This window comes from Nonomuraea thailandensis, from assembly GCF_024172165.1.
GTDB classification, from domain to species: Bacteria; Actinomycetota; Actinomycetes; order Streptosporangiales; family Streptosporangiaceae; genus Nonomuraea; species Nonomuraea thailandensis.
The window spans coordinates 5,954,606-5,978,894 of the sequence record NZ_JAMZEB010000002.1 but is presented as its reverse complement, the minus strand read 5'-3'; the positions used below and the strand labels follow the sequence as shown (position 1 = coordinate 5,978,894).

At 74.2% G+C, this 24,289-nt stretch carries 20 protein-coding genes; 11 read left to right on the top strand and 9 right to left on the bottom strand.

Features of this window, described 5'->3' with window-relative positions:
* Positions 1-75: 75 nt before the first annotated feature.
* From HD597_RS30880 to HD597_RS30870, 3 genes are read left to right on the top strand one after another with little or no spacing between them, the layout of a single operon-like run.
* Positions 76-2,079 carry a TRAP transporter permease gene (locus HD597_RS30880; RefSeq protein WP_253746541.1) on the top strand — a complete coding sequence of 668 codons (2,004 nt, stop codon included), beginning with the start codon at positions 76-78 and terminating at the stop codon, positions 2,077-2,079.
* Complete coding sequence (locus HD597_RS30875; protein ID WP_253746540.1) at positions 2,076-3,026, top strand: TAXI family TRAP transporter solute-binding subunit; 951 nt, start codon at positions 2,076-2,078, stop codon at positions 3,024-3,026. The genes HD597_RS30880 and HD597_RS30875 overlap by 4 nt, the downstream gene beginning before the upstream one ends.
* Positions 3,027-3,052: 26 nt before the next feature.
* The gene (locus tag HD597_RS30870) at positions 3,053-3,523 is read left to right on the top strand and encodes a DUF1850 domain-containing protein (protein WP_253746537.1); all 471 of its coding nucleotides are present in this window, start codon (positions 3,053-3,055) and stop codon (positions 3,521-3,523) included.
* Here HD597_RS30870 and HD597_RS30865 read toward each other — a convergent pair.
* On the bottom strand, positions 3,479-4,447 hold the full coding sequence (locus HD597_RS30865; RefSeq protein ID WP_253746536.1) for a magnesium transporter CorA family protein: 969 nt from the start codon (positions 4,445-4,447) through the stop codon (positions 3,479-3,481). The two genes, HD597_RS30870 and HD597_RS30865, sit on opposite strands and share 45 nt — an antisense overlap.
* A complete protein-coding gene (locus HD597_RS30860) occupies positions 4,447-5,154 on the bottom strand; it encodes a DUF72 domain-containing protein (protein ID WP_253746535.1) in 708 nt (235 codons plus the stop codon). The genes HD597_RS30865 and HD597_RS30860 overlap by 1 nt, the downstream gene beginning before the upstream one ends.
* Before the next feature lie 93 nt (positions 5,155-5,247).
* Between HD597_RS30860 and HD597_RS30855 the strand changes: the two genes are divergently transcribed.
* From HD597_RS30855 to HD597_RS30845, 3 genes are all read left to right on the top strand, one after another.
* Positions 5,248-6,849 (top strand): YibE/F family protein, encoded by a 1,602-nt coding sequence (locus tag HD597_RS30855; RefSeq protein WP_253746534.1) that lies wholly within the window; start codon positions 5,248-5,250, stop codon positions 6,847-6,849.
* An 82-nt stretch (positions 6,850-6,931) separates the two neighbouring features.
* Positions 6,932-7,519 (top strand): hypothetical protein, encoded by a 588-nt coding sequence (locus HD597_RS30850; protein ID WP_253746533.1) that lies wholly within the window; start codon positions 6,932-6,934, stop codon positions 7,517-7,519.
* Between the two features lie 47 nt (positions 7,520-7,566).
* Complete coding sequence (locus HD597_RS30845; RefSeq protein ID WP_253746531.1) at positions 7,567-8,310, top strand: DUF427 domain-containing protein; 744 nt, start codon at positions 7,567-7,569, stop codon at positions 8,308-8,310.
* A 168-nt stretch (positions 8,311-8,478) separates the two neighbouring features.
* Here HD597_RS30845 and HD597_RS30840 read toward each other — a convergent pair whose 3' ends face one another.
* Positions 8,479-9,204 carry an alpha/beta fold hydrolase gene (locus HD597_RS30840; protein WP_253746529.1) on the bottom strand — a complete coding sequence of 242 codons (726 nt, stop codon included), beginning with the start codon at positions 9,202-9,204 and terminating at the stop codon, positions 8,479-8,481.
* 248 nt (positions 9,205-9,452) lie between these two features.
* Here HD597_RS30840 and HD597_RS30835 point away from each other — a divergent pair, with 248 nt between their 5' ends.
* Both HD597_RS30835 and HD597_RS30830 read left to right on the top strand, forming a co-directional pair.
* Positions 9,453-10,406: an alpha/beta hydrolase gene (locus HD597_RS30835; protein WP_253746527.1), complete on the top strand. Its 954-nt coding sequence runs from the start codon at positions 9,453-9,455 to the stop codon at positions 10,404-10,406.
* Positions 10,407-10,437: 31 nt separating this feature from the next.
* Positions 10,438-11,589: an alpha/beta hydrolase gene (locus HD597_RS30830; RefSeq protein WP_253746524.1), complete on the top strand. Its 1,152-nt coding sequence runs from the start codon at positions 10,438-10,440 to the stop codon at positions 11,587-11,589.
* Here HD597_RS30830 and HD597_RS30825 read toward each other — a convergent pair.
* From HD597_RS30825 to HD597_RS30820, 3 genes are all read right to left on the bottom strand, one after another.
* Positions 11,564-14,113 carry a tetratricopeptide repeat protein gene (locus HD597_RS30825; protein WP_253746523.1) on the bottom strand — a complete coding sequence of 850 codons (2,550 nt, stop codon included), beginning with the start codon at positions 14,111-14,113 and terminating at the stop codon, positions 11,564-11,566. The genes HD597_RS30830 and HD597_RS30825 overlap by 26 nt on opposite strands.
* 139 nt (positions 14,114-14,252) lie before the next feature.
* Positions 14,253-14,384, bottom strand: coding sequence for a hypothetical protein (locus HD597_RS64860; protein ID WP_276083065.1), 132 nt, complete (start codon positions 14,382-14,384; stop codon positions 14,253-14,255).
* Entirely contained in the window at positions 14,381-14,782 is a 402-nt protein-coding gene (locus HD597_RS30820; protein ID WP_253746522.1) for a TetR family transcriptional regulator, read from the bottom strand. Before HD597_RS30820 ends, HD597_RS64860 begins: the two co-directional genes overlap by 4 nt.
* Here HD597_RS30820 and HD597_RS30815 point away from each other — a divergent pair.
* Complete coding sequence (locus HD597_RS30815) at positions 14,781-15,659, top strand: FAD-dependent monooxygenase (protein ID WP_253746521.1); 879 nt, start codon at positions 14,781-14,783, stop codon at positions 15,657-15,659. The two genes, HD597_RS30820 and HD597_RS30815, sit on opposite strands and share 2 nt — an antisense overlap.
* On the opposite strand, the gene HD597_RS30810 is transcribed toward HD597_RS30815, so the two are convergent.
* Genes HD597_RS30810 through HD597_RS30800 form a run of 3 tightly spaced genes read right to left on the bottom strand, consistent with a single transcriptional unit; the run spans position 15,656 to position 19,853 of the window.
* Positions 15,656-16,918, bottom strand: coding sequence for a M20/M25/M40 family metallo-hydrolase (locus tag HD597_RS30810; protein WP_253746519.1), 1,263 nt, complete (start codon positions 16,916-16,918; stop codon positions 15,656-15,658). The genes HD597_RS30815 and HD597_RS30810 overlap by 4 nt on opposite strands.
* Positions 16,915-18,771 (bottom strand): dipeptidyl-peptidase 5, encoded by a 1,857-nt coding sequence (locus HD597_RS30805; protein WP_253746518.1) that lies wholly within the window; start codon positions 18,769-18,771, stop codon positions 16,915-16,917. Before HD597_RS30805 ends, HD597_RS30810 begins: the two co-directional genes overlap by 4 nt.
* Before the next feature lie 5 nt (positions 18,772-18,776).
* Complete coding sequence (locus HD597_RS30800; protein WP_253759546.1) at positions 18,777-19,853, bottom strand: C39 family peptidase; 1,077 nt, start codon at positions 19,851-19,853, stop codon at positions 18,777-18,779.
* Positions 19,854-19,938: 85 nt separating this feature from the next.
* On the opposite strand from HD597_RS30800, the gene HD597_RS30795 reads away from it, so the two are divergent.
* Positions 19,939-21,270: an SWIM zinc finger family protein gene (locus HD597_RS30795; protein WP_253746513.1), complete on the top strand. Its 1,332-nt coding sequence runs from the start codon at positions 19,939-19,941 to the stop codon at positions 21,268-21,270.
* Positions 21,267-24,251 (top strand): DUF6493 family protein, encoded by a 2,985-nt coding sequence (locus HD597_RS30790; protein WP_253746511.1) that lies wholly within the window; start codon positions 21,267-21,269, stop codon positions 24,249-24,251. The genes HD597_RS30795 and HD597_RS30790 overlap by 4 nt, the downstream gene beginning before the upstream one ends.
* Positions 24,252-24,289 lie beyond the last annotated feature (38 nt).

Here is a 24,289-nt window from a genome sequence, read left to right as displayed (position 1 = left end):
ATGCATAACAGAGGCTTCCCTGATCACGTAAACGGCTCGTAAAGTCCCTCCAACGCCGTGTCGGGGAGGACGCACTTGACCGAGCTGAGCGATCGTGAGGCCGAACTGGTCTCGGCCCACGAGCAGGAACGTCCGGCGCGGCAATTGGGCGGGCCGCTCAAACTCGGCGTGTGGATCGTGGGCGGGCTGCTTTCCGCGTATTCGCTGATGGTGGTCTTCCGGCCGGTCGAGGCGATCGAGCACCGGATGACGTTCCTGGCGGTGGCGCTGCCGCTGGTCTTCCTCTGTTACCGCTCCGGGACGGCGCCGTACGTGCGGCGCCTCCTGCGGCGCCTCCGGCCGCGGCCGGAGCGCGTCGTCGCGGCGGATGGGCCGCAGGGGGATGGGCCGCGGGTGGAGTGGCCGAGCGGGCTCGACTGGGCGCTGGCGGCGGCGTCGCTGGCGGTGCTGCTCTACCCGCTGCTGGACATCGACGCCTTCCGCGACCGGGGCTCGGGCGCGGCGCTGACGGACATGGACATCGTGGCGGGCGTGGTGCTGACGGTGCTGCTGCTGGAGGCGGTACGGCGCACGGTCGGCTGGGCTTTCGCCATCATCTGTATCGTTTTCCTGATTTATGCGTACTACGGCTCATATCTACCGATTGATTGGACTATCGGGCATATCGGGTTTGATATCGGGCAAATCGTGTCGCAGCTCTACACCGGCACCGAGGGTTTCTTCGGCGTGCCGATGCAGGTGGCGGCCAGTTACATCATCCTGTTCACCATTTACGGCGCGGTGCTCGACTACTCGGGCGCCAGCAAGTTCTTCATCGACCTCAGCTTCGCCGCCTTCCGTAAATCCCGCGCCGCCCCCGGCCGCACCGTCACCACCGCCGGCTTCCTGCTCGGCACCGTGTCCGGCTCGGGCGTGGCCACCACGGTCAGCCTGGGCAGCGTGGCCTGGCCGGTGCTGCGGCGGGCCGGCTACCCCAAGGAGCCCGCCGGCGGCATCCTCGCGGCCGGCGGCATCGGCGCCATCCTGTCGCCGCCCACGCTCGGCGCGGCGGCGTTCATCATCGCCGAGTACCTCGGGGTCAGCTACCTCCAGGTGCTGCTGTACGCCACGATCCCCACGCTGCTGTACTACCTCGGCATCTTCCTGGCCATCGAGATCGACTCGCGCCGCTTCGGCACCCACGCCGTGCAGGTGGACGCGCCCAGGGCCGGGCGGCTGCTGCTGCGCTTCGGCTACCACTTCAGCTCGCTGATCCTCATCGTCGTGCTGATGGCGATGAACCGGTCGGCGTTCCAGTCCGTGGTGATCGCCACGGCGGTCGCGTTCCTGCTGTCGTTCCTGGACCCCGCGCACCGGATGGGGCCCAAGCGGATCGGGCAGGCGCTGGCCAAGGGCGCGCTGGAGGTGCTGCCGGTGACCGCGGTCTGCGCGGCGGCCGGCATCATCGTCGGCGCGATCACGCTGACCGGGCTCGGCCAGAACCTGGCCGACATCATCGTGGACATCGGCGCCGGCAACCTGATCATCACCACGGTCATGGCCGCGATCGCGGTGCTCCTGCTGGGCCTGGCCGTGCCGGTGACGGCCAGCTTCATCATCGCGGCCGTGATCATCGGGCCGGCGCTCTTCGACCTCGGCGTCACCAGGCCCGAGGCGTACATGTTCGTCTTCTACTACGCGGTGCTGTCGGAGGTGAGCCCGCCCACGGCGCTGTCCGCGGTCGCGGCGGCCGCGATCACCGGCGGCAACACGTACAAGACCATGATGATGACCTGGCGTTACACGTTGCCGGCCTTCCTGGTGCCGTTCGCCTTCGTGCTGACGCCCAACGGGCAGGCGCTGCTCGGGCAGGGGCCGATCGGCACCGTGCTGCTCATGACCGCGGTCTCGGCCGTCGCGGTGGCCGCGCTGGCCATCGCCACCGGCGGGCTGGCCGCCCTGCCGGAGCGGCTGCTGGCGGCGGTGGCCGCGGTCCTGCTGCTGTTCCTCGAGCCCGTCCCCATCGTCGCCGGTCTGGCCGTGCTGGCCGTGGCCGCCGTCATGCACCTCATCAGAAGCAGGAGAAGGAGAGCAGCGTGAAGCGGATACTCACGATCGTCGCCGCCGCCGTCCTGGCGGCGGGCTGCGGCGGCGGTGGCGCCGGCGGCGGCTCCGGCAACCGGCTGTCGATCGCCACGGGCGGCACGACCGGCGTCTACTACGTCTACGGCGGCGGCCTGGCCCAGCAGCTGTCGGCGAACATCGCCGACACCCGGGCCACCGCGTCCGTCACCTCGGCCTCCGTCGAGAACATCAAGCTGCTGGCCTCGGGCAAGGCGCACATCGGGTTCTCCCAGTCCGACACGGCCGCCGACGCGGTCAACGGCAAGGACACCTTCACCGCCAAGCAGCCCGTCAAGGCCATCGCCCGCATCTACGACAACTACACGCACGTCGTGGTCGCCCCCGGCGTCCAGGCCACCAAGGTCGCCGACCTGAAGGGCAAGCGCGTCTCGCTCGGCCCCGCCAACTCCGGCACCCAGGTCGTGGCCAGGCGCATGCTGGAGGCGGCCGGGCTGAACCCCGACACCGACATCACCAAGCAGCAGCTCTCGATCAACGAGTCCGTGCAGGCGGTCAAGGACGACACGATCGACGCGTTCTTCTGGGTCGGCGGCCTGCCCACCGCCGGCATCACCGACCTGGCCACCAGCAAGCCCGACATGAAGATGCTCGACACCGGCGACGTGCTGGCCAAGATGCAGTCCACGTACGGGCAGCAGTACGTCGCGCTGAACGTGGACATGGACGCCACCTACAAGCTGCCCGGCAAGCTCCAGACCGTCGGCATCGCGAACGTGCTGCTGGTGCCCGACTCGATGAACGAGCAGCTCGCCTACGACATCACCAAGACCCTGTTCGAGAAGAAGTCCGAGCTGGCGAAGGTGCACCCGGAGGCCCAGAAGCTCGACCCGGCGATGGGACAGCAGGTGGAGCCGGTCGCGCTGCACCCGGGGGCCGCGCGTTACTACAAGGAGAAGGGCTGATCCGCCTGCTCCTGGCGCTCGCGGCGGTGGCGGCGCTCGGCACCGGCGACGGCGCCGGGCGCCTCACCGTCAACGGGCTCCCCATCACCCGGGGGTTCGGGATCGGCTACGTGCACTCCGTCTACAGGGCTCCCTCCGCCGAGCTCTTCACCGTGGACGGCCCGCGCTTCACCATGCGGGCCGTCGTTTCGGTCAACGAGGGCGTGCTCGACTACTACGCGGTGGAGGGCGAGCGGGCGCGCCTGCCGGGCGGCCTGTGGCTGCTGCGGCTCGCCGAGCCCGCCACGTACGAGGAGCTGTCGCTGCTGACGACCTCCATCGGCCGCAGGACGGTCATCTCGGGCGGGCGCTGCCTGCCCCTCTACCCGGCCTCCGGCGCCGGCGAGGTGCGGCTGTCGCTCGCGCTCACCCGGCAGGTCACGAGCAGGCCGTGCCCCGGCACCTTCGCGGCCCTACAACCAGTCCTTCTTCTTGAACACCGCGTACAGGCCCGCTGAGGCCAGCGCCACCAGCACCGAGGACGTCCAGAAGCCGACGGGCGTCCCCGACCCCGGATAGGGCACGTTCTGGCCGTAGAAGCCGGTGATCGCGGTGGGCACGGCGATGATCGCGGCCCAGCTCGTCACCCGCTTCATGATCTCGTTCAGCCGGAAGCCCTGCTGCGACAGGCGCGTCTCGCGGACGTTCGCCAGCATGTCGCGGATGGACTCCACCCACTCGGTGACGCGCAGGACGTGGTCGTGGACGTCCTCGAAGTACGGCTTCATGACAGGGTCGGCGATGAGGTCCTGGTCGCGGCGGAGCAGGGTGCCGACCACCTCGCGCATCGGGAAGGTGAGCCTGCGCAGCTTGGTGGTGTCCTTGCGCAGCACGTACATGGAGTGCTGCAGCGCCCTGCTGTCGCGCACGCCCTGCACGAACAGCGCCTCCTCCATCGCCTCGACCTGCCCGTCGAGATCCTGCACCAGGTCGAAGTGCTGGTCCACGACGTAGTCGAGCAGGCCGTGCAGCAGGAACGTCACCCCGTGGCCGGCCATGCGGGAGGCGGCGTCCCAGCGCCTGACCACCCCGCCGATGTCGAAGCGGTCGCTCTCCCGCACGGTGACCAGGGCGTTGGCGGTGACGAAGACGTTCACCTCGACGGGGACGATCCGGCCCTCCTCCAGGTGCAGGCCGTACACGGTGATGAACAGGTGGTTGTCGTAGACGTCCACCTTCGGCCGCTGATGGTCGGTGAGCACGTCCTCCACCGCCAGCTCGTGCAGCCCCAGCTCCTCGCCGATCACGGCCAGCCGATCGGGCGACGGGGCGCACAGGTCGAACCAGACCGCGTTCGCCGGGTCCGCCACGTGGTCGGAGACCTCCTCGATCGGGAAGCCTTCCTTCTCCAGGACGCCGTTCCGGTAAAGCCGCGTGTGCACTAGCCGAGTCTGACAAATCGCCTGGCGTTCCGCACGGCCGCCCCTCCCGGGTCGTTGTTGAAGTAGACCCAGGCGTCCTGCCAGCCCGCCTCGCGCACCCGGGCGGCCCAGGTCCGCAGCGAGCTCTCGCCGTACTCCCAGCCGGAACGGCCCTGGTGCAGGCGCACGTAACCCCAGCCGGCCGTACGCCACAGCGGGCTCACCGGCCTGCCCAGCCGGTCGGCCCAGCACAGGGCGGCCCCGCGCGCGACCAGGAGCTGCCGCACCTCCTCCGTCCACCACGAGTCGTGGCGCGGCTCCACCGCCACCCGCACCTCCGGCGGGAAGCAGCCCAGGCACCGGTCCAGCCTGCCCGGGTCGGCCCTCAGCGTCGGCGGGAGCTGCAGCAGGATCGGGCCGAGCTTCTCCTTCAGCCCGGCGGCGGCGCCCATCAGGCGCGCGACCGGCTCCTCCGGCTCCTCCAGCCGCTTGATGTGGGTGAGGAACCTGCTGGCCTTCACCGCCATCACGAAGCCGGGCGGCGTACGCTCGCGCCAGGCGGCGAACGACTCCTGGCTGGGCAGCCGGTAGAAGGCGTTGTTGCTCTCCACGGTGGCGAACTCGGCGGCGTACGTCTCCAGCCAGAGCCGCTGCGGCACGCCCTCCGGATACAGGACCCCGCGCCAGTCCTTGTACTGCCACCCGGAGGTGCCCACCAGCCGTGTCATGGCATCTGGCCTACCCTGTGAGGTCGCGTGCAGTACAACTGTCCTAGTTCGTCACCCCTCTAGTCCCGCATACCGAGGAGGACCTTTCACGCGATGGGCGCCAACCACGCGCACGGCACCGCCGTCCCCAGCTCGCGGCGCACGGTGGTGGCCGGCCTGGCCGTCCTGGTGCCGCTGGCCGTCGTCACGCTGATCGCCCTGGTGTGGCTCTGGCCGGCCGGCGGGACGGACGCCGCCCCGGCGCAGTCCGGCGTGCAGCGGCTGACCGGCACGGTCGTCGGCGTCACGCTCAGGACCTGCCCCGCCGCCGTCGAGGGCTCGCCCCAGCCCGACCCCGCCACCTGCGGGAACGCCGTCGTGAAGGTCGGCGAGGGGCCCGACGCCGGTCAGGACGTCGAGCTCCGCCTGCCCGGCGGGCCGGGGGCGCAGCACTTCGCCGTGGACGACGAGGTGATCCTGCTGCGCGGGGCCGACGGCGCGTACCAGATCTCCGATCACGACCGGGCCGTGCCGCTGTGGCTGTTCGGGGCGGCGTTCGCGCTGGCGGTGATCGCCTTCGGGCGGTGGCGGGGCGTGACGGCGCTGGTGGGGCTGGCGGTCACGTTCGTGCTGCTGCTGACGTTCGTGATCCCCGGCATCCTGGAGGGGCGGCCGCCCATGCTGGTGGCCATCGTGGGCGCGGCGGCGATCATGCTGGCGGTGCTCTACCTGACGCACGGCTTCTCGCTGTCCACCTCCGTGGCCGTGCTCGGGACGCTGGCCAGCCTGGCGCTCACCGGGGGGCTGTCGTACGCGGCGCTGGGGTTCGCCCGGCTCAACGGGGTCACCGACGACAGCGCGCTGGCCCTGGACATGAGCCTGTCCATCGACACGCAGGGGCTGCTGCTGGCCAGCATCATCATCGGCGCGCTGGGAGTGCTCGACGACGTCACGGTCACGCAGTCGGTGACGGTGGCCGAGCTGGCCCACGCCAACCCGTCGTACGGCTTCGCCAAGCTCTACCGGGCCGCGAGCCGGATCGGGCGCGCGCACATCGCCTCGGTGATCAACACCATCATCCTGGCGTACGCGGGGGCGTCGCTGCCGCTGCTGCTGCTGTTCAGCATCGGGGAGCAGCCGCTGGGCGAGGTCATGTCGACGCCGGTCATCGCGCAGGAGATCGTCCGCAGCATCGTGGGCACGCTGGGGCTCATCGCGGCCGTTCCCATCACGACGGCCCTGGCCGCCCTCACGGCGTCGCGGCGGCCGGCGGAGGCGCCCGCCGAGGAGGATCATGCCGGCGTCGGCCCGGAGCGGGGGCCGCGGGCGAAGGCGTCCCGGCGGGGTGAGGGTTTCTTCGGAGCGCAGGACACCGAGGACGACGGGTTCTTCTCCCGGCAGGCCGATCGCGACGGGTTCTTCTCCCGGCAGGCCGATCACGACGAGGACGACGGGTTCTTCGCGCCGCAGCCCCACGCGGCGCCGCCCGGCCACCGCGGGACCGCGCCTTCGCCGTCCCCCGGCCTTTCCGTGCCACCCGCGCCCTTCGCGCCTTCCGCGCCTTCCTCGCCACCCGCGCCCTCCGTTCGTGAGGACGTCAGCGCCGCACGCGGCGACTTCTTCACGCCGCAGCCGCGCCCCGACGCGCCCTCCCGCCCGGAGCCGTCCCCCGCCCAGGACCGCCCGGCCCGGCACCGCCGCCGCACGGGCCACTAGCGAGGAAACCGGCCGCCGCCACCCCCCGCCACGTGGCCCCGTTGCGCGGCGCGGGTGCCATGATCGCGTAATCTTTCCTGACATGACGGCCGACCTGGTGGCAAGACGGGTGACGAACGTGCTGGCACCGCAGGTGCTGGTGATCGTCATGCCGCCGCTCGTCGGCCTGCTGGCGCAGGGATGGTCCGGGGCGGCCTGGGGGCTGGTGGCGTCGGCGTTCTGCGGCGGGGTGCCGGCGGCGGTGATCGCGGTGGGCGTGCGGTCGGGCAAGCTCGACTCCCACCACATCGTGGACCGCACCCGCCGTACCGGCCCGCTGCTCGCGGCCGTGGCGGCCGTGCTGGTGGCGCTGGCGCTGCTGGTCGCGATGGGCGCGCCGACGTTGCTCGTCGCCACCGTGACGGCCATGCTGGCCGCCCTGGGCGTGACCGTGCCGATCACGTTGCGCTGGAAGATCTCCTTCCACGCCGCCGTCTCCGCCGGCACGGTCGTGGTGCTCACCCACGTCCTGCCCGCGTGGCCGACCGCGATCGCCGGGGCCGCCGTCGTGGGGCTGGTGTGCTGGGCGAGGGTACGCCTCACGCACCACACCTGGGCCCAGGTCGCCGTGGGGGCGGTGGCCGGCACCCTCACGACCTGGGCGACGCTGAGCGCCTTCGGCCTGGGCTGAGCCCGTACCCGTGGAATAGGAGCGCGGCCGGCGGGGTTGGCGCGAACATGGATGCCACGAACCGCGGCCGGGTGCGTGTCGAGCGCACGGCCAAGCGCGTGCGGACCTATCTGGGCGGCCGGGTGGTGGCCGACACCACCTCCGCCCTGCTGGTGTGGGAGGTTCCGTACTATCCCACCTACTACTTCCCGCTGGACGACGTGGACGAGTCCGCGCTGAAGGCCACCGGAGCCACCAAGCGCTCCCCGAGCAGGGGCGACGCGGTGGTCTACACCGTCACCTCGGGCACCGCCGAGGCCGCTGACGCGGCCCTGGCCTACCCGGAGTCGCCGCTGGAGCAGATCCGGGGGCACGTCCGCTTCGAGTGGGACGCGATGGACGCCTGGTTCGAGGAGGACGAGGAGGTGTTCTTCCACGCGCGCGACCCGTACACCAGGGTGGACATCCTGGCCAGCTCGCGGCACGTGCGGATCGAGGTCGACGGCGTGACCGTGGCCGACTCCCGCAGCCCGCGCATCCTCTTCGAGACCGGCCTGCCCACCCGGTACTACCTGCCGAAGACCGACGTGCGGCTGGACCTGCTCGAGCCGACCGGCACCGCCACGCACTGCCCGTACAAGGGCACGGCCGAGTACTGGGCGGTCAACGGCAAGAAGGACCTGGCGTGGTCGTACCGGACGCCGCTGCCCGAGAGCACGAAGGTGGCCGGGCTGATCGCGTTCTACGACGAGAAGCTCGACGTGTACGTGGACGGCGAACTGCAGGAGCGGCCGAAGAGCAAGTTCGCCTGACAGGCGGCGGGCCCACGGTACGGCGGGGCCGCGGTGCGGCGGGGCCACGGTGGGGCGGGGCCACGGTGGGGTGGGCCCACGTTGGGGTGGGCCCACGGTGGGGTGGGCCCGCGGTCGGGGTGCCGCGGCAGCGCGGCCAGGGCGCGTCCGCCGGCGCCCGCCAGGCCGTCACGCGGCGGCGCGGACCGCTTCCAGGATCACGGCGGCGACCTCCTTCGGCCGCGAGAGCGCGACGGCGTGCGAGGCGCCGTCGAGCTCGACGGTCCTCGCCCCCGCCCGCTGGGCCCCGAACCGCTCGACCTCCGGGTTGATCGCCTGGTCGGCGCCCGCGACGACGGCCCAGGAGGGCTTCGACCGCCAGGCCGCGGCCGTCGCGGTCTCGGCGAAGGCGCCGGCCGCGAGCGGGCGCTGGGTCACCGCCAGGACGCGGGTGTCCTCGGCGGGCAGGTCCGCGGCGAAGATCCCGGGGAACGCCTCGGGCACGATCGTCACCTCGACCGCGGGATCGCCGCCCTCGACCGGGTAGGTCGCCTGCCGCAGGGAGGAGACCAGCGGCGAGGCGGGGAACCGGCCCTGCAGCTCGCCCAGGCTCTCGCCCTGCTCCAGTGCGTAGGCGGCGACGTAGACGAGGCCCGTGACGTTCGGTGCGACGCCGGCCACGGTGATGACCGCGCCGCCGTAGGAGTGGCCGACGAGGACGACGGGGCCCTCGATCTGGGCGGCCACCGACGCGATGTAGGCCGCGTCGGCGGACAGGCCGCGCAGCGGGTTCGGCGGGGCGACGACGGGCACGCCGTGCTGCTGGAGCTCGGCGATGACGCCGGACCAGCTCGCGGCGTCGGCGAACGCGCCGTGCACGAGGACGACGGTCGGGGTGGGGGCGCTGTCGGTCATGGACGTGCTCCTCATGAGCGCTTGAAGGGAACGGCCGCCGGGTCGGGCGGCCGAGCTGACAGGGAACGGCCGCGGGGGCGGGCGGCCGCGCTGACATCGGGTATCCAACCGGGCGGGTGCGGCGGGCACGAGGCGGAAGCACCAGCAGTCGCCACTTCTGCCTGTTGTTCTGCCTCGTGCGGGAGACGGGCGGTTGCTTGGATGGCAGTGCACCGAAAAAGCACTGTTTGTCGTATTTGGAGTGGCATATGAGCAAGCCCGTCCTGGAACCGGCCGCGCAGGCCTTCGCCGACGCCACCGCGCAGCCCCCGTACCTCTTCCAGCTCCCGCCGGCCGAGGGCCGCAAGGCCGTGGACGAGGCCCAGTCGGGGCCGGTCGACCTGCTCCCCGTGGACGAGGAGTGGGTGGCCGTCGCCGGCGGCCCGACCGGTGAGGTCAGGGCGCGCATCGTCCGCCCCGCGGGCCTGACGGGCGACCTGCCCGTGATCATCTACATCCACGGCGCGGGCTGGGTGTTCGGCAACGCCCACACCCACGACCGCCTGGTACGCGAGCTCGCGACCGGCGCCGGCGCCGCCGTGGTCTTCCCCGAGTACGACCTGTCGCCCGAGCACCGCTACCCGGTCGCCATCGAGCAGAACTGGGCCGTCGCCCGCTGGGTCGTCACCGAGGGCGCGGGCAAGGGCCTGGACCCGTCGCGGATCGCGGTGGCCGGCGACTCCGTCGGCGGCAACATGAGCGCCGCCCTGACGCTCATGGCCAAGGAGCGCGGGGGCCTGGAGCTGCGGCAGCAGGTGCTCTTCTACCCGGTGACGGACGCCTCCTTCGACACCGGCTCCTACCAGGAGTTCGCCGAGGGGTACTTCCTGCGGCGCGACGGCATGCAGTGGTTCTGGGACCAGTACACGACCGACCCCGGCCGGCGCGCCGAGATCACCGCCTCCCCGCTGCGCGCCACCGCCGAGCAGCTCGCCGGGCTGCCCCCGGCGCTGGTCATCACCGCCGAGGCCGACGTGCTGCGCGACGAGGGCGAGGCGTACGCCGGCAGGCTGCGCGCGGCCGGCGTGCCGGTGACCGCCGTGCGCTTCCAGGGGGTCATCCACGACTTCGTCATGCTGAACGCGCTGCGCGAGACGCACGGGGCGGGCGCGGCGATCGAGCTGGCCGCCGGCACCCTCCGCAGGGCGCTCGCGGCCCGCTGACCCTGACCCGCGTTCGGGAGGACTCGCCCTCATGCCCCGCCATCCGGAGCCGCCTGCCCCCGCCCAGGCCGGAACGCAGGCCGGGGCGCCCGGTACGGCCCGGATAGGGGCGCCCGGTACGGCCCGGATGGGGGCGTCCGGGGTGGCGCAGGCCGGGGTGTCCGGGGTGGCGCAGGTCGAGCGCGTCAACGCCGCGGGCCGCGTCCCGGTCGTGTTCCTGCACGGCCTGTGGCTGCTGCCCCGGAGCTGGGACCGCTGGGCGGCGGTGTTCGGCGAGGCGGGGTTCGAGGCGGTGTTCCCAGACTGGCCCGAGGACCCGCCGGGCACGTCCGCAGGCGGGCAGGAGACGTCCCCCCGGACCGCTGGGCACCTCGCGCCCGCGTTCCGGGAGGGACGGCCCGTGCCTCCGGGTTCCCGGACCGCGGGGCACGTCCCGCCTGCGTCGCGGGAGGCGGGGCGAGTGCCGCCCGTCCCCTGGACGGTGGGGCAGGTGGCCGGGCACGTCGCGGACCTGATCGGCCGCCTGGAGCGCAGGCCCGTCGTCGTCGGCCACTCCTTCGGCGGCCTGCTCGCCCAGCTCCTCGCCGGGAACGGCCTGGCCGCCGCCACCGTCGCCATCGGCCCCGCACCCGGGTGCGGCGTCCTGCCGCTGCCGATCTCCCCGCTGCACGCCGCCGCCCGTACCGAAGGCGCCGCCGGGCCCGGTGCTGCACCCGCACCACTGCCCGGTGGCGCCGGCCCGCCTGTCAGCGCCGGCGGGGCCGGGAACGCCGGCGGGGCCGGGAACGCCGGCCGGGCCGTTCCGCTCACCTACGACCAGTTCCGGTACTCCTTCGCCAACGCCGTCGGCGAGGAGGAGGCCAGGTGGCTGCACGAGCGGTTCGCCGTCCCCGCCCCGGGCGTGCCGCAGCCGCGGGCGGCGGCGCTCGACCCGTGGAACGACCGGGAGGCGGACGCCGCCGCCCCTGCCCGGGGACCGCTGCTGATGATCTCCGGCGAGCTGGACCGCACCGCGCCGTGGGCCCTCACCCGCGCCGCCTACGAGCGGCAGTCCCGCAACGCGCACCACCGCACCGAGATCGCCGAGCTCCCCGGCCGCGGTCACTCGCTGATCGTGGACGGCGGCTGGCGCGAGGTGTGCGGCACGGCCCTGGCCTTCATCGAGCGGTTCGTGTCCCCGTGATCGCCTCGTCGCGCTGCCTGCGCGTCCGCGCCGCCCGGACGCCGTCACCGGCGCTCTCGTACAGCTCCACCGCGTCCTGGAACGCCGCCCGCGCCTCCTCCACCCGGCCGAGGCGGGCCAGCGCCTTGCCCAGGCCGATCAGCGACACCGCCATCGACCGGCCGATCGGGCGGGTGCGCATCCGCTCCAGCGCCCGGGTGTAGTGGTCGGCGGCCTCCTGCCAGCGGCCGAGGGCGAGGTAGTCGGCGCCCGCGCCGTCCAGCGCCGCGCCGAGCGCCTGCGTGATCAGCTCCTGGTCGCCGCCGAAGGCCGGGTCGCCGAGCCGGGTGATCATGTGCAGGTTGTGCTCCAGGGACTCCTCGACGCGGCCGAGCCGGTGCAGGCTGCTGGCGACGCTGAGCGCGGCGTGGGCGTAGCCTTCGGTGTCGCCCGCCTCCAGCAGGTACGCCGCCGCCTGCCGGGCGTAGCCCAGCGCCGTCTCCTTGCGCGCGGGGTCGTCCAGGTGCCACAGGGCCCAGGTGGCGTAGGTGAGCGACCACCCCTGCTGGCGCACGTCGCCCGCCTCGCCGGCCAGGCGCATCGCCCGCAGCGCGGTCGCCTCGGCCTCCTCGAAGCGGGCCAGGCAGTACGTCTGCGCCCACGACAGGTAGTTGAGGTGCACCGCCTCCAGGACGGGCTCGCCCAGGGCGCGGGCGGCGGCGCAGGACAGCTCGAACACCTCCGGCCAGTGCCCCCAGTGCATCCACAGGTCCGAGAACCAGTGCATGGCCTCGGCCACCTCGACCACGCGGGCGTGCTCCCCGCGGCGGGCCGCCTGGCGCAGCGCGGCCAGCCAGGCCTGGTCCTCCAGCCGCAGCCAGTCCTCGGCCGCCTGCCTGCTGCCCAGCTCCACCAGGGAGCTCCAGCCCGGCGGGGGCGCGCCGTAACCCGGCTCGAACCAGCGCCCGGCGACCGTCGCGACCTCCAGCAGCCAGTCGTCCATCCGCCGCCGCGCCTCCCGGTGCGCCTCGATGGGCTCCTCCTCGGCCAGGCGGGCGCGGGCGAACAGCCGTACCAGGTCGTGGAAGCGGTAGCGGCCCGCGTGCGGCGACTGCAGGAGGCCGAGGTCCACCAGCTCCTCCAGCGCGTCCTCGGCGGCGAACGGGCCCAGCTCGGCCAGGACCGCCGTCAGCGGCGCCCCGAAGCCGGGCCCGGCGGCCAGAGTGAGGCGGCGGAAGCTCCGCCGGGCCTGCGGGGAGAGCTGCCGGTACGACAGCGCGAAGGCCGTGGCGACCGACAGGTCCCCGGCGGCCAGGGACTCCACGCGCCGGCCCTCGTCGCCGAGCCGGGCGGCGAGCTGTCCCGGCGTCCAGGCGGGGCGGCTCTGCAACCGGTTGCCCGCGATGCGCAGGGCCAGCGGCAGGTTCCCGCACAGCCGCGCCACCTGCGCGAGGCCGTCCGGGTCGGCCGCGGCGCGCCGGTCGCCGACGATCGCGCGCAGCAGCGTGGCCGACTCGTCCGCGGCCAGGTGCGCCAGCGGGATCCGGTGCACCCCCTCCAGCCCGGCCAGCGGGCGGCGGCTGGTGACGATCGTCATGCCCGGCCCCTCGGCGGGCAGCAGCGGGCGGACCTGGGCCTCGTTCGCCGCGTTGTCCAGGATGATCAGGCAGCGCCGCTCGCGCAGCAGGGCCCGGTACTGGCCGGCGCGCTCCTCCTCGTCGGCCGGGATGCGCCGGTCGGGCATGCCCAGCGCCTTCAGCAGCACCGACAGGGCTGTAGAGGGAGGGACCGGGACCGCGTCCATGCCGCGCAGGTCCAGGTAGAGGCGGCCGTCGGGGAACGCGGGGGCCAGGCGGCCGGCGGCCTGCACCGCCAGCGCCGTCTTCCCGATCCCCGCAGCCCCGCAGACCGCCACCACCACCGCCGCCCCACGCCCGCCCCCGGCACCCGCACCCGTGCCCGCAATCGCGCCTGTGCCCGCACTCGTGCTCGCGCCCGCGCCTGTGCCCGCGCCTGTGCCCCGGCTCGCGGCCTCGTCAGCGGGGTGGCCCGCGACGGCAACCGTGTCGTCGCTGTCCGCCCGGATGCCTGGCCCGTCAGGGTCGCCTGGACCGTCCCCTCCATCGGCATCGCGACGTCCGCCCGGCCCGGTGGTGGTGCCGTCGTGGGCCGGGCCGTCCGTGCGGTGGGGGAGGGCGGAGCCGGTGGCGCGGGCGGCGAGACGGTCCAGGACGAGCAGCTCTCGCGTGCGTCCGGTGAAGTCGCCGACGCCGCGCGGAAGCTCGCAGGCCCCGGCCACCGGCGCCTCGGCGGGCCGGGGACGGCCCGCCCGGGAGGCCTCCGACAGCGCCGCCCGCTGCTCGTCGCCGAGCCGCAGCGCGTCGGCCAGCGCCTCCACGGTACGCCGCTGCGGCCCCCGGCTCGCGCCGCGCTCCATGTCGCCGATCGCCCGCACGCTCACGCCCGACGCGTGGGACAGCTCCTCGATCGTCAGCTTCGCGGCGTGCCGCAAGCTCCGCAGCAACGTGCCGAACGACCCGGCCAACCATCCTCCTCGCGCTCACCCTCAGCAAAACCCGGCATATCGGCTATATATAGCGAAATGCCTCAGCTTGACGTTATCCGGCCCCGTCCGGTGCTCGCCGCCCAGCATCGGCGCTGGACCGGGCGTCCCGGGGCCACCGTCAGGGGAGCTCGCTCTCCAGGCCTCTGATCAGCAGGTCGAGGGCCTGTGCGAAGTCGGCCTCCGGATCGACGCCCCCGCCCCGCGCCCACCGCAGCAGCCGGCTGAAGTGCGGCAGCGCGACGGGGTTCATCTCGGTGATTCGTCGAACCCGCCCGCGTACAGGGCCCCCACCAGGGCGTCCACCCGCGACATGGCGGGCACGGAGGTCGGGTTGGAGCGGTCGGTCACCAGCGCCAGCGGCACCACAGGGTGGCGGCGGAAGGCCCGGTACATGCTCAGCGCCGCCGACCGGATCTGCTCCTGCCACGGCAGCTCCGGATCCGGCAGCTCCACCTGGGCGAACACCCGCTCCGCGATGCCGTCGAGCAGGTCGGCCTTGTTCGAGACGTGGTTGTAGAGCGACATCGCCTCCACGCCGAGCACCTTGGCCAGGCGGCGCATCGACAGGCCGTCCAGGCCCTCCTCGTCGGCCAGCGCCAAGGCCGCGTCGAGGACCTTCTCCCTGTTCAGCGGCTCGCGTCGGGCCATGTGCGACGTCCTCGTCGGCGGCGGGCCTGTCGGGCTGCTGCTGGCCTGCGAGCTCAAGCTGGCCGGAGCCGACCCGCTGGTCCTGGAGGCGGCCGACGGTCAGGAGCGCAGGACGCGCAGCCTGGGGCTGCGCTCGCTCAACGCCCGTACGGTGCAGTCACTGGCCCTGCGCGGGCTGGTCGAGCCGGTCGAGCGGGCCCAGTGGGAGATGCTCGACGCGCCGGCCGGGGAGCGTCAGGACCCCGCCGGGGCCGACGTGGTCGCGCTGATGCTGGAGATCCTGCGCAAGGGGCAGATCAGGGGCCACTTCGCCGGGCTGCCGCTGCTGGACCCGGCGGGCGGCGCCGCGTACGTCATGCTCAGGCAGGACCGGCTGGAGGAGATCCTCGCCGAGCGCGCCGCCGCGATGGGCGTGCGGATCCGGCAGGGACGCGCGGTGACGGACGTCGCGCAGGACGAGTCCGCCGCCTCGGCCACGCTCGCCGGCGGGCAGGTCGTGCGCGGGGCGTACCTCGTGGGCTGCGACGGCGGGCGCAGCGTGGTGCGCAGGCGGGCGGGGTTCGCGTTCGACGGCACGCCGCCGACCATGACCGGGCGGACGGCGGTCGCCGAGCTGGCCGATCCGTCCCTGGTGACGTCGTCGCTGCGCGGGCCCGGCGGGCTGGTGAACCTGTCGCTGGTGCCGGGGGAGATCGCGACCATCGAGTTCGACGGCGGGCCCGGTGACCGGGACGCGCCGATGGCGGGGCGAGCGCGATGCTGGTGCGGCCCGACGGGTACGTCGCCTGGGCGGGCGAGCCGGGCGAGGCGGCCGGCGCCCTTGCCACGTGGTTCGGCCCGCCCGCCCGTACGGCGGCGTGACGTCCGGACGACCTAGGCGAACAGGCGGGTCAGCACCCGGGTGCCGAACTCCAGCCCCTCCACCGGCACGCGCTCGTCCTTCCCATGGAACATCCCGAAGTAGTCCAGATCGGGCCGGAGCATCAGCGGCGCGAACCCGTACCCCTTGATCCCGATCCTGGCGAACGACTTGGCGTCCGTGCCCCCGGCCATCACGTACGGCACCGGTCGCGCCATCCCGTCCTCCGCCACCAGCGCCCCGGCCAGCTCGTCGAAGAAGGCCGACGGGTACGGGGCGTCGGGCGCGTCCTCCAGGTTCACGAACTCGCGGGTCACCTTCGGCCCGAGCAGCTCGTCGATCGTCGACAGGAACTCCTCCTGCATCCCCGGCATGAACCGCCCGTCCACGTGGGCGGAGGCCGTGGAGGGCACGACGTTGACCTTGTACCCGGCGTCGAGCATGGTCGGGTTCGCCGAGTTGCGGATCTGGCTCTTGAACAGGCTGCCCAGCGGCCCGAGCCGGGCCGCCTCGGCGTCCAGCCGGTCCAGGTCGATCGGCTGCCCGGTGATCTCCGACAGGCTCTGGACGAGCGCCGCGACCGTCGGCGTCAGCCGCACGGGCCACTGGTACGCGGCCACCCGCGACAACGCGTGCACCAGCGTCGCGACCGGATTGTCCACGGCCGGCCGCGACCCGTGCCCGGCCACGCCGTGCGCGGTCAGCTTCATCCAGGCGGTGCCGCGCTCGCCGACCGCGATCGGGTACACCCGGTGCCCCTGCGAGTCCACGCTGAACCCGCCCGACTCGCTGATGGCCTCGCTCACCCCGTCGAACAGCTCCCGGTGCTCCATCACGGCGTGCCGCGAGCCGTAGTCGCCGGTGGCCTCCTCGTCCGCGAGGAACGCCAGCACCAGGTCCCGCCTGGGCCGCTCGCCCCTGGCCCGCATGCCGAGCACGGTGGCCAGGGTCATCGCGCACGAGCCCTTCATGTCGACCGCGCCCCGCCCGTACACGCAGCCGTCCTCGATCTCCCCGGAGAACGGGTGCATCCGCCACTCGGCCGGGTCGGCGGGCACCACGTCGAGGTGGCCGTGCACGAGCAGCGCGTCGGGCGAGTCGCCGTCCATCCTGGCCACGACCGTGGTCCGCTTGGGCGCCGACTCGAACACCACCGGCTCCAGGCCCGCGTCGGCCAGCAGCGTGGCGACGTACTCGGCGGCCGGGCGCTCGCCGGAGCCCGGGTTCGTGGTGTCGAACCGGATCAGATCCGAGCAGATCTCGGCAACGCTCTTCATGCTCTCCCCTTCAACGCAAGCGGCGGCACTTCCGGTGTGTCCATGCCGAAGATCAGCCCGTAGAAGGCCAGCTCGGCCTCCAGCACCGCGACGACAGTCTCCTCCCTGCGCCAGCCGTGCTGCTCGCCGGGGAAGGTCAGCAGGGCCCACTCTTTGCCGTGCCTGTCCAGTTCGGCGGTGAACCGCTCGGCCTGCGAGACGTCCACGATGGCGTCCTCCAGGCCGTGCAGCATCAGGCACGGGCCCGAGGCGCGGAAGGCGTTCAGCAGCGGGGAGCGCTCGGTGTAGCGCTGCCGGGTCTCCGGCAGCGGGCCCACCAGCCCGTCCAGGTAGCGCGACTCGAAGTCGTGCGTCTCGGCCGCCCAGCTCTCCGGGTCGGTGATCGCGTAGTGGGCCACGCCGCCCGCGAACACGTCGCTGTGCACCAGCGCCGCCACCGTGGTCCAGCCGCCCGCGCTGCCGCCCCTGACGGCCAGCTTGGCGGCGTCGGCCCGGCCCAGCTCGACCAGGCCGCGCGCGACCTTGGCGCAGTCGTGCACGTCCACCACGCCCCACTGGTGGCGCAGCCGCTCCCGGTAGGCGCGGCCGTAGCCGGTGGAGCCGCCGTAGTTCACCACGGCCACGCCGATGCCCCTGCTGGTGAAGTAGGCGATCTCCAGGTCGAGCATGACCGGCAGGTTCCCGGTGGGGCCGCCGTGCGCGAAGATCACGTACGGTCCGGGCCCCTGCACCCCGGACGGCGGGTACAGGTGCGCGTGCACGCCCTCGACCGTCACGGCCTCCGGGGTGGGCAGCAGGTCGCGGTCCGGCAGCGCCTTGCGCGGCGACACCACCTCGTGCGCGCCGTCGTCCAGGCCGACCAGCGTGACCTCCAGCGGCGTGTACGGCGTCGCCCCCACCGCCGCCACCTTGCCGTCCGCGGCCGACACGGTCGACGACCAGTGGGTGGCCGCGCCGCCGATCTCCCGCAGGTCGCCGGTCGCGGGGTCCAGCACGCCCAGGCGCCGGTGGTCGGCGGTGCCGTAGACGACGGCCAGGCGGCCGTCCCCGGCGACGGCGAGGCAGGTCAGGCCCGGCTTCCAGGCCGCCGCGCCGAACTCCAGCTCCATCGGGGTGAGGTTGCGGGAGGGGGATCCGTCCAGGGGGACGAGGTGTACGTTCCACCAGCCGGTCGGGTCCGTCACCGCGTACAGGCTCGTGTCGTCGCGCCACTCGGCCTGGAACACCGACTCGCTCGGGCCGCCCGCGACCACCTCGTACGGCCCGGCCGTGCCGTCCCCGGACAGCGGGGCCACGCACAGCTCGGTGCCGTCCCACGGCATGTTCGGGTGGTCCCAGCCGATCCAGGCCACCCACCGGCCATCGGGGGAGATACGGGGATTCATCAGGAAATGCTGGGCCTTGGCGATGACCCTCACCGGGCCGCCGCCCAGCGGCACCGCCACCAGGTCCCGCACGTCGGCGAGCTCCCTGACCGCCCACACCTCGTCCCTGCCCGGCGGCAGGTAGAGGTCGCCGTAGCGCGACGGGCCCTCCGGGGTGAGCGCCACGGGATCGCCGCCGTCCAGCCGGTACAGGCGCTGGTCGGCCCAGTTCGTGAAGACCAGGCCGCCGCCGGGCAGCGGGCGCCAGGAGCGGCCGCCGTACTCGACGAGCCGGTTGCGGGCGTTCCAGCCCGGCGGGAGCGCGTCGACACGGGAGCCGTCCGGCAGGCGGCGCACCACGCAGCGCCTGCCGCCCTCGTGCGGGCGCGGCTCGTCCCACCAGACCTCGACACCGGAGGGCGTGGCCACCGCCTCCACCCACTGGGGGCCGCCGTCGATATGGGCCACGTCGATCGGTCGAATGCTCATCGAACTCACCAATTGCCGTTGGTACAAGGAGGAAGAGGAACGTCAGGGGGATGGAGCACGTACGCGATGCCGCCGCTGCCCGAGCTCCTGAGCCACACGTGCTCGAACGCGGCCCGCGGGTAGACCCGCCGGACCTCGGCGTCGCGGGGCGCGGCCGGGTCGTTCACCACGATGTCGCCCCCGGTGGTGAAACCGGTGACGACCAGGATGTGGCCGCTGGTGGAGTAGCAGGATCCGGGCAACTCGTGCACCTTGAACGACTGCGACGTGATCACCGGGATGCCGGCCCGTACGAACTGCTCCAGCTCAGCCGCCGACCGCAGCCGCGTCACGAACCCGGACAGCCCGAACCGCCCCGCGTACGCCACGTTGAACGGCCAGTTGCCGGTGCCCTGGTAGCTCTCGTCGTACGTGCCCGCCGCCGCGTGGTCCACGGCCGGGGCCGGATCGCCGTCGCCCACCCAGGCCAGCTCGCCGGGCGCGGGCCCGCGGTCCCAGTAGGACAGCACCATGGCGACCGAGGCCGGGCTGCACCAGTTGACGCCACCGCCGTCGTAGCGCACGTGGTGCCCGGCGTGCGCGTGCTGCGAGCGCCGCGGCACCGCGAGCTCCACGGCGCCGCCGGGGCCCGGCGTGCTCGGCGCGGGCGGCAGCCGCGGCAGCGCCGAGGCCATCACGCCCAGCCCGGTCACCCGGGCGCCGTCGCCGTGCCGCGTCACCCGCACCTGGTAGGCCGTCACCGGCTGCCTGGCCACGAACGTGTCCACCGCCACGTCCCCGTGCTCGTCGCCCTGGCCGGGCACCGAGGTGCGCGGGGCGCCGTGCTCGGACCAGCGGCCCATGACGTACCACTTGGTGCGGTCGCCGGAGGCGGTCGTGGCGCGCAGCGCGATCTCGATCCACGCGCCCGGCGGGGTGCGCGCGGTCCACGACGGGACGATCTGGGTCGCGGCGAAGCCGATCGGCCGCTCCTCGCTCAGCCACTCACCGGCACGTCCTTCGCCGGTGGGCCCTTCGTCGGCGGGCACCGTGAAGCGGGTGAAGGCGACATGGGCCAGATCGACGGTGAGCACCAGGCACATTGTGGTTTCGCACTCCATGTCGCACATCGGAAGGTTTACGTACCGGCCCCGAATTGTGTCGGTGATCATCTCTATGGTTCGGGGCATGACATCAGCGGTACAGGCATACACCTACACCGGGCCGTCCGTGCTGGCCGACGGCAGGCTCGGCCTCTCGACGTCCGGTGGCACGGCGTTGTCCGGCCCGCGGGCCCATCCCCGGTTCTTCAGCGGGCTGCTCACCCACGCCGCCCCGGCCGCCGCCGGGCTGCTGGCCGTGGCCGACGTGGCGCTCACCCGCTACCACCAGCCCCGGCCCGGATGGACCCGCGACCCGGTCGTGACGTGCGACGGCGAGCGGCTCAGGTTCGAGTCGTTCTCCGCCTGCGGCGGCGTCTACGCCCGGCTCGACGTGCTCGCCCTCGACGGCGACGTGCTCGACCGGGGCACCACCAACGTCGACGTCAACGGGCCGCTGCGCGAGGCGCTGGCCAGGGTCGGCGGCAAGGACCCGCTGCACGTGGGCGTCGGGGCCGACGAGCTGACCGTCACGACGCTCGACGGGGCGGTGGTGGAGAAGAAGGTGCCGCTGCCGTCGCGGTGGCTGCGCGGGTTCGCCGAGGTGCAGGTGATGGCCGCCGGGTGGGACCTGCGGGCCGAGCTGGCCGGGCCGCAGGCCGTACGCTTCCTGCGCTCCCTGCCCAAGGGGGCCCGCTCCACCCTCTGGGCCGTGCCCGCCGGTCGCGACCTGCGGCTGTCCTCGGCCGCGGCGCGCGGCGGCGTGTGCCTGCCGGGCACCGGGCGGGTGGCGACGCTGTTGCCGCTGCTCAGGTTCGCCAAGGCGCTGCGGGTCTACGGCCCGGCCGACGGCTCGTCCACCGCGAGCGCGTGGGAGCTGGAGCTGCCCGGCATGCGCTACACGCTGGCCGTCTCGCCCCAGCCGTCGCGCGGCTTCTCCGGTGAGGGCCAGGTGCTCGACGACCTGGCCACCGACGAGGCCGGGGCCGACGCCGACGTGGTCGGCATGCTGCTCAACTTCGAGCCCACCGTCGAGCTCGGGCTGCTCGCCGACCGCTCCGGCCTGCCCGTCGAGCGCGTACGCGCGGCGCTCACCCAGCTCGGCACCTCCGGCAGGGTCGGGTACGACCTGCACGAGGCCGCCCACTTCCACCGCGAGCTGCCCTACGACAAGGACCAGGTGGCCGAGCTCAATCCGCGTCTGATCTCGGCCAGGAAGCTCGTCGAGGCCGGCGCCGTCCGCCTGCTGCCCGACGGGCAGGCCGAGGTCACCACGGGCGGCGGCGTCCGGCGGGTGGCCGTCGGCGACGGGACCTGCACGTGCCCGTGGTGGTTCGACCACCGGGGGTCGCGCGGGCCGTGCAAGCACGTGCTCTCGGCCAGGATCGCCGTCCGGCTGGCGGTGGAGGCCACACCGTGACGCCGCAGACGCCGGCCGGCGGGACGGGGGTGTGGGAGCCGGTGGTGGCCGCGCTCGGCACCGGGGACCTCGACCTGGTGGCCGACCGGGTGCTGGCGCTCGACGAGCGCGCCCGCCGGGAGGTGGCCGCCGCCCTGCCCGCGTACATCCCCGTGGCGGAGGAACGCGCGCAGGCCCGCCGGCACGAGTACGAGACCAGGCGCGCCCGCGAGGCCGAGGCCGCCTGGCGCGAGCACGTACGCGCCGAGGAACGCGCCGGCCGCACCGTTCACGACCACGAGCGCCGGCAGTGGGAGGTCCCCCGGCACCTCTGGCTGGTCTCCGGCGACGAGAGCTGGGCGGCCCCGCTGCGGGTGGCGGGCGCGGCGGCCATCGGCGGAGCCGCGGCCGTCGTCGCCTGGCTCAACCGCCGCGACCTCCAGGACCGCTGGCCGTGGGACCGCCGCACCGCAGACGTCCTCGAACGCGTGCTCTCGGCCCGCCCGGCGGCCTGGCAGGCCGACTTCGCCGCCCGCGCCACGCTCAGGCTCCGCGACACCCCGCGCCGCCGCGCCGCCCGCGACCCCATGGCCGGGCTGGTGCTGGCCATGCTGCGGCGCAGCGGCGCCACGCCGCCCCAGCACGACCCGCTCGTGGTGGCCTGGGCCACCGGCACGCCCATCGCGGCCGAGCTGCGCGCGGACCCGCTGCTCGACCACCTCCTGCCCCGGCTGTTCGAGGCGGAGGGCGTCGGCGCCCTGCTGCGCGACGAACGCGCCGACCCGCCCGCCCCCAGGAGCTGGCTGGCCGCGCTCAGGAAGCTGCAGCGCGAGGGCCGGATCGGGCGCGAGGTGCTGCTCGACGGGTGCCTGCGGCGCTTCCTGCGCGGCGGGCAGGCCGCCGACCTGCGCTTCTTCGTACGGTTGCACGAGCTGCTCGAACCCACCTACGACGAGGTGAGCAAGCGGCGCAACGACTACCTGCGGCTGCTGCCCGTCGCGCCCGGCGCCGTGGCCGAGCCGATGCTCAGGCACCTGCGGCGGCTGGAGGACCTCGACCCCGGCGACGTGACCGAGGCGGTGCGGGCGCTGCTGTCGCGCGGCGAGCGCAAGCTGCTGACGGCCGGGCTCACCTGGCTCGACGAGGTCGCCCGCGATCCGGCGGCCGAGCTGGAGCCGCTGGCGCCCGCCCTGGGGTACGCGTTCGCCTGCGAGTCCGCCGACGTGCAGGGGCGGGCGGTGCGGCTGGCGGTCAAGCACGCCAAGCGGTTCGGCGAGGCGGGGGCGCGGGCCGTCCGGGAGGCGGCCGGCGTGCTGCCGCAGGAGCTGGGCGAGACGCTGGCCTCGGTGCTCGGCGGAGAGGCCGCCGGCGATCCGCGCGAAGCCGACGGGTTCGCGCCGGTGCCGCTGCCGCCGCCGGCCTCCGCTGCCGCGTTCCCCTCGCCTGTGGTGGTGGCGGGGGATCTGGAAGGGCTGCCCGACGGCGGCCGGTGGGAGGCCGCCGAGCTGTGGCTGGCCGGGGTGGTGCGGCTCCACGCGAGCGATCGCGACGGGCTGGCCGCCCGGCTGCGCGGGCTGATGCCGGGCGTGGCGCCGCCGGCGGGGCGGTGGCAGGCGGTCTGGCACTGGGCGTGGGAGATCGCGCGGCTGGTGCTGGCGGCAGCCGGTGACTCCGGTGGCACGGCGCCCGCGAGAGGCGAGGCGCCCGGTGGCGGGGTGCTCGCGAGGAGCGAGGCGCCGGGTGGCGGGGTGCTCGCGGCGGGGGGTTCTCGGCTGCCCGAGGCCGGTGACGTGCCGGGTCCGCACCTGTTCCTGCTGCGGCGCTGGGCCGAGGTGTGTACGGCGATCGAGGCCGGGACGCTGCCGCCGTACCTGCTGGCCGAGCCCACCTCGACGACCGGCCACCTGGACGGCGCGGTGCTGGTGGAGCGGCTGGCGGGATACGAGCGGGCGGGCGCCGGGGCCCTGCCCGCCGACCTGCGCCAGGCGCTGCTGAGGCTGCCGCGCGGGACCGCGCCCGAGGTGGTGGCGCGGGCCGGGCGGCTCACCTCGGCGGCGGGCCGGGCGGCGGCACGCTGGATGAGCGGCGAGCGGCCCGAGCCGGTCGCGGAGATCGCCTGGTGGTACCACCCGCCGGCGGGCACGCCCGGGTGCGGTGACAGGCGGGTGTACGGCGAGGACCACGAGCCGGTCGCGACGGGAGCGGTGCTCCACGAGCTGACGGCGCACCTCCACGTGACAGCGCCGCCTGACGGCGAGCTTCCGGGCGGCGAGCTTCCGGGCGGCGAGCTTCTGGGCGGCGAGCGTCTGACGGCGCCGGCCGCCCGGCTGCCGGGACGCGAGCGCATCGCGGAGCCCGTGCCGGTCGGGGAGCTGCCGGTCGGGGCCGTGGAGCACCGGTTGAAGGAGCACGACGGTTACATGCGCTGGTGGCCCTACCTGATGCCGTCCGACCGGGAGGCCGTCGCGGCGCACCTCGTGCCGCACCTGACCGAGCGGTGGCTGCGGGCCCGCGCCGAGCCCGCCCAGGCGTGGGCGCTCGCGCTGGCGGACGGGCCGATGGGCGAGGCGGGCGCGCTCGTGCAGGCGTACTTCGCGGCCGACCGGGCCTGGTGCGCCGACCCCGGGGAGCGCGCCAGGCCCCTCGTGGAGCTGGCCGCCCGGGGCGCGCTGGCCGCCGAGGAGGTGGGGCGGCAGCTCGCGCTGCTGGTCCGCCGGTCGGACCTCAAGCCGGGGCCGGTGTTCGAGACGCTGGAGAGCGCGGCGGCGCTCGGCGCCCACCGGGAGGTGTGGCGGATCATGACGGGGTTCCTGGCCGTGTACCTGCCGGGGCAGGGGGAGCGGCCGCACTCCCGGCACGCTCAGGGGCTCACGTTCGCCCTGCGGGCCGCGCGGTGGGCGCAGGCGCGTGGGGCGGTGGCCTGCGTCGCCGAGATCGCGCGGCGCCGCGCCTCGAACAACTTCGTCCGGGAGGCCCGCAGGCTGCACACCTACCTGATGTGACGGCCCGCGGGGCCCGCTGACGTGCTCGTCCCCACTCC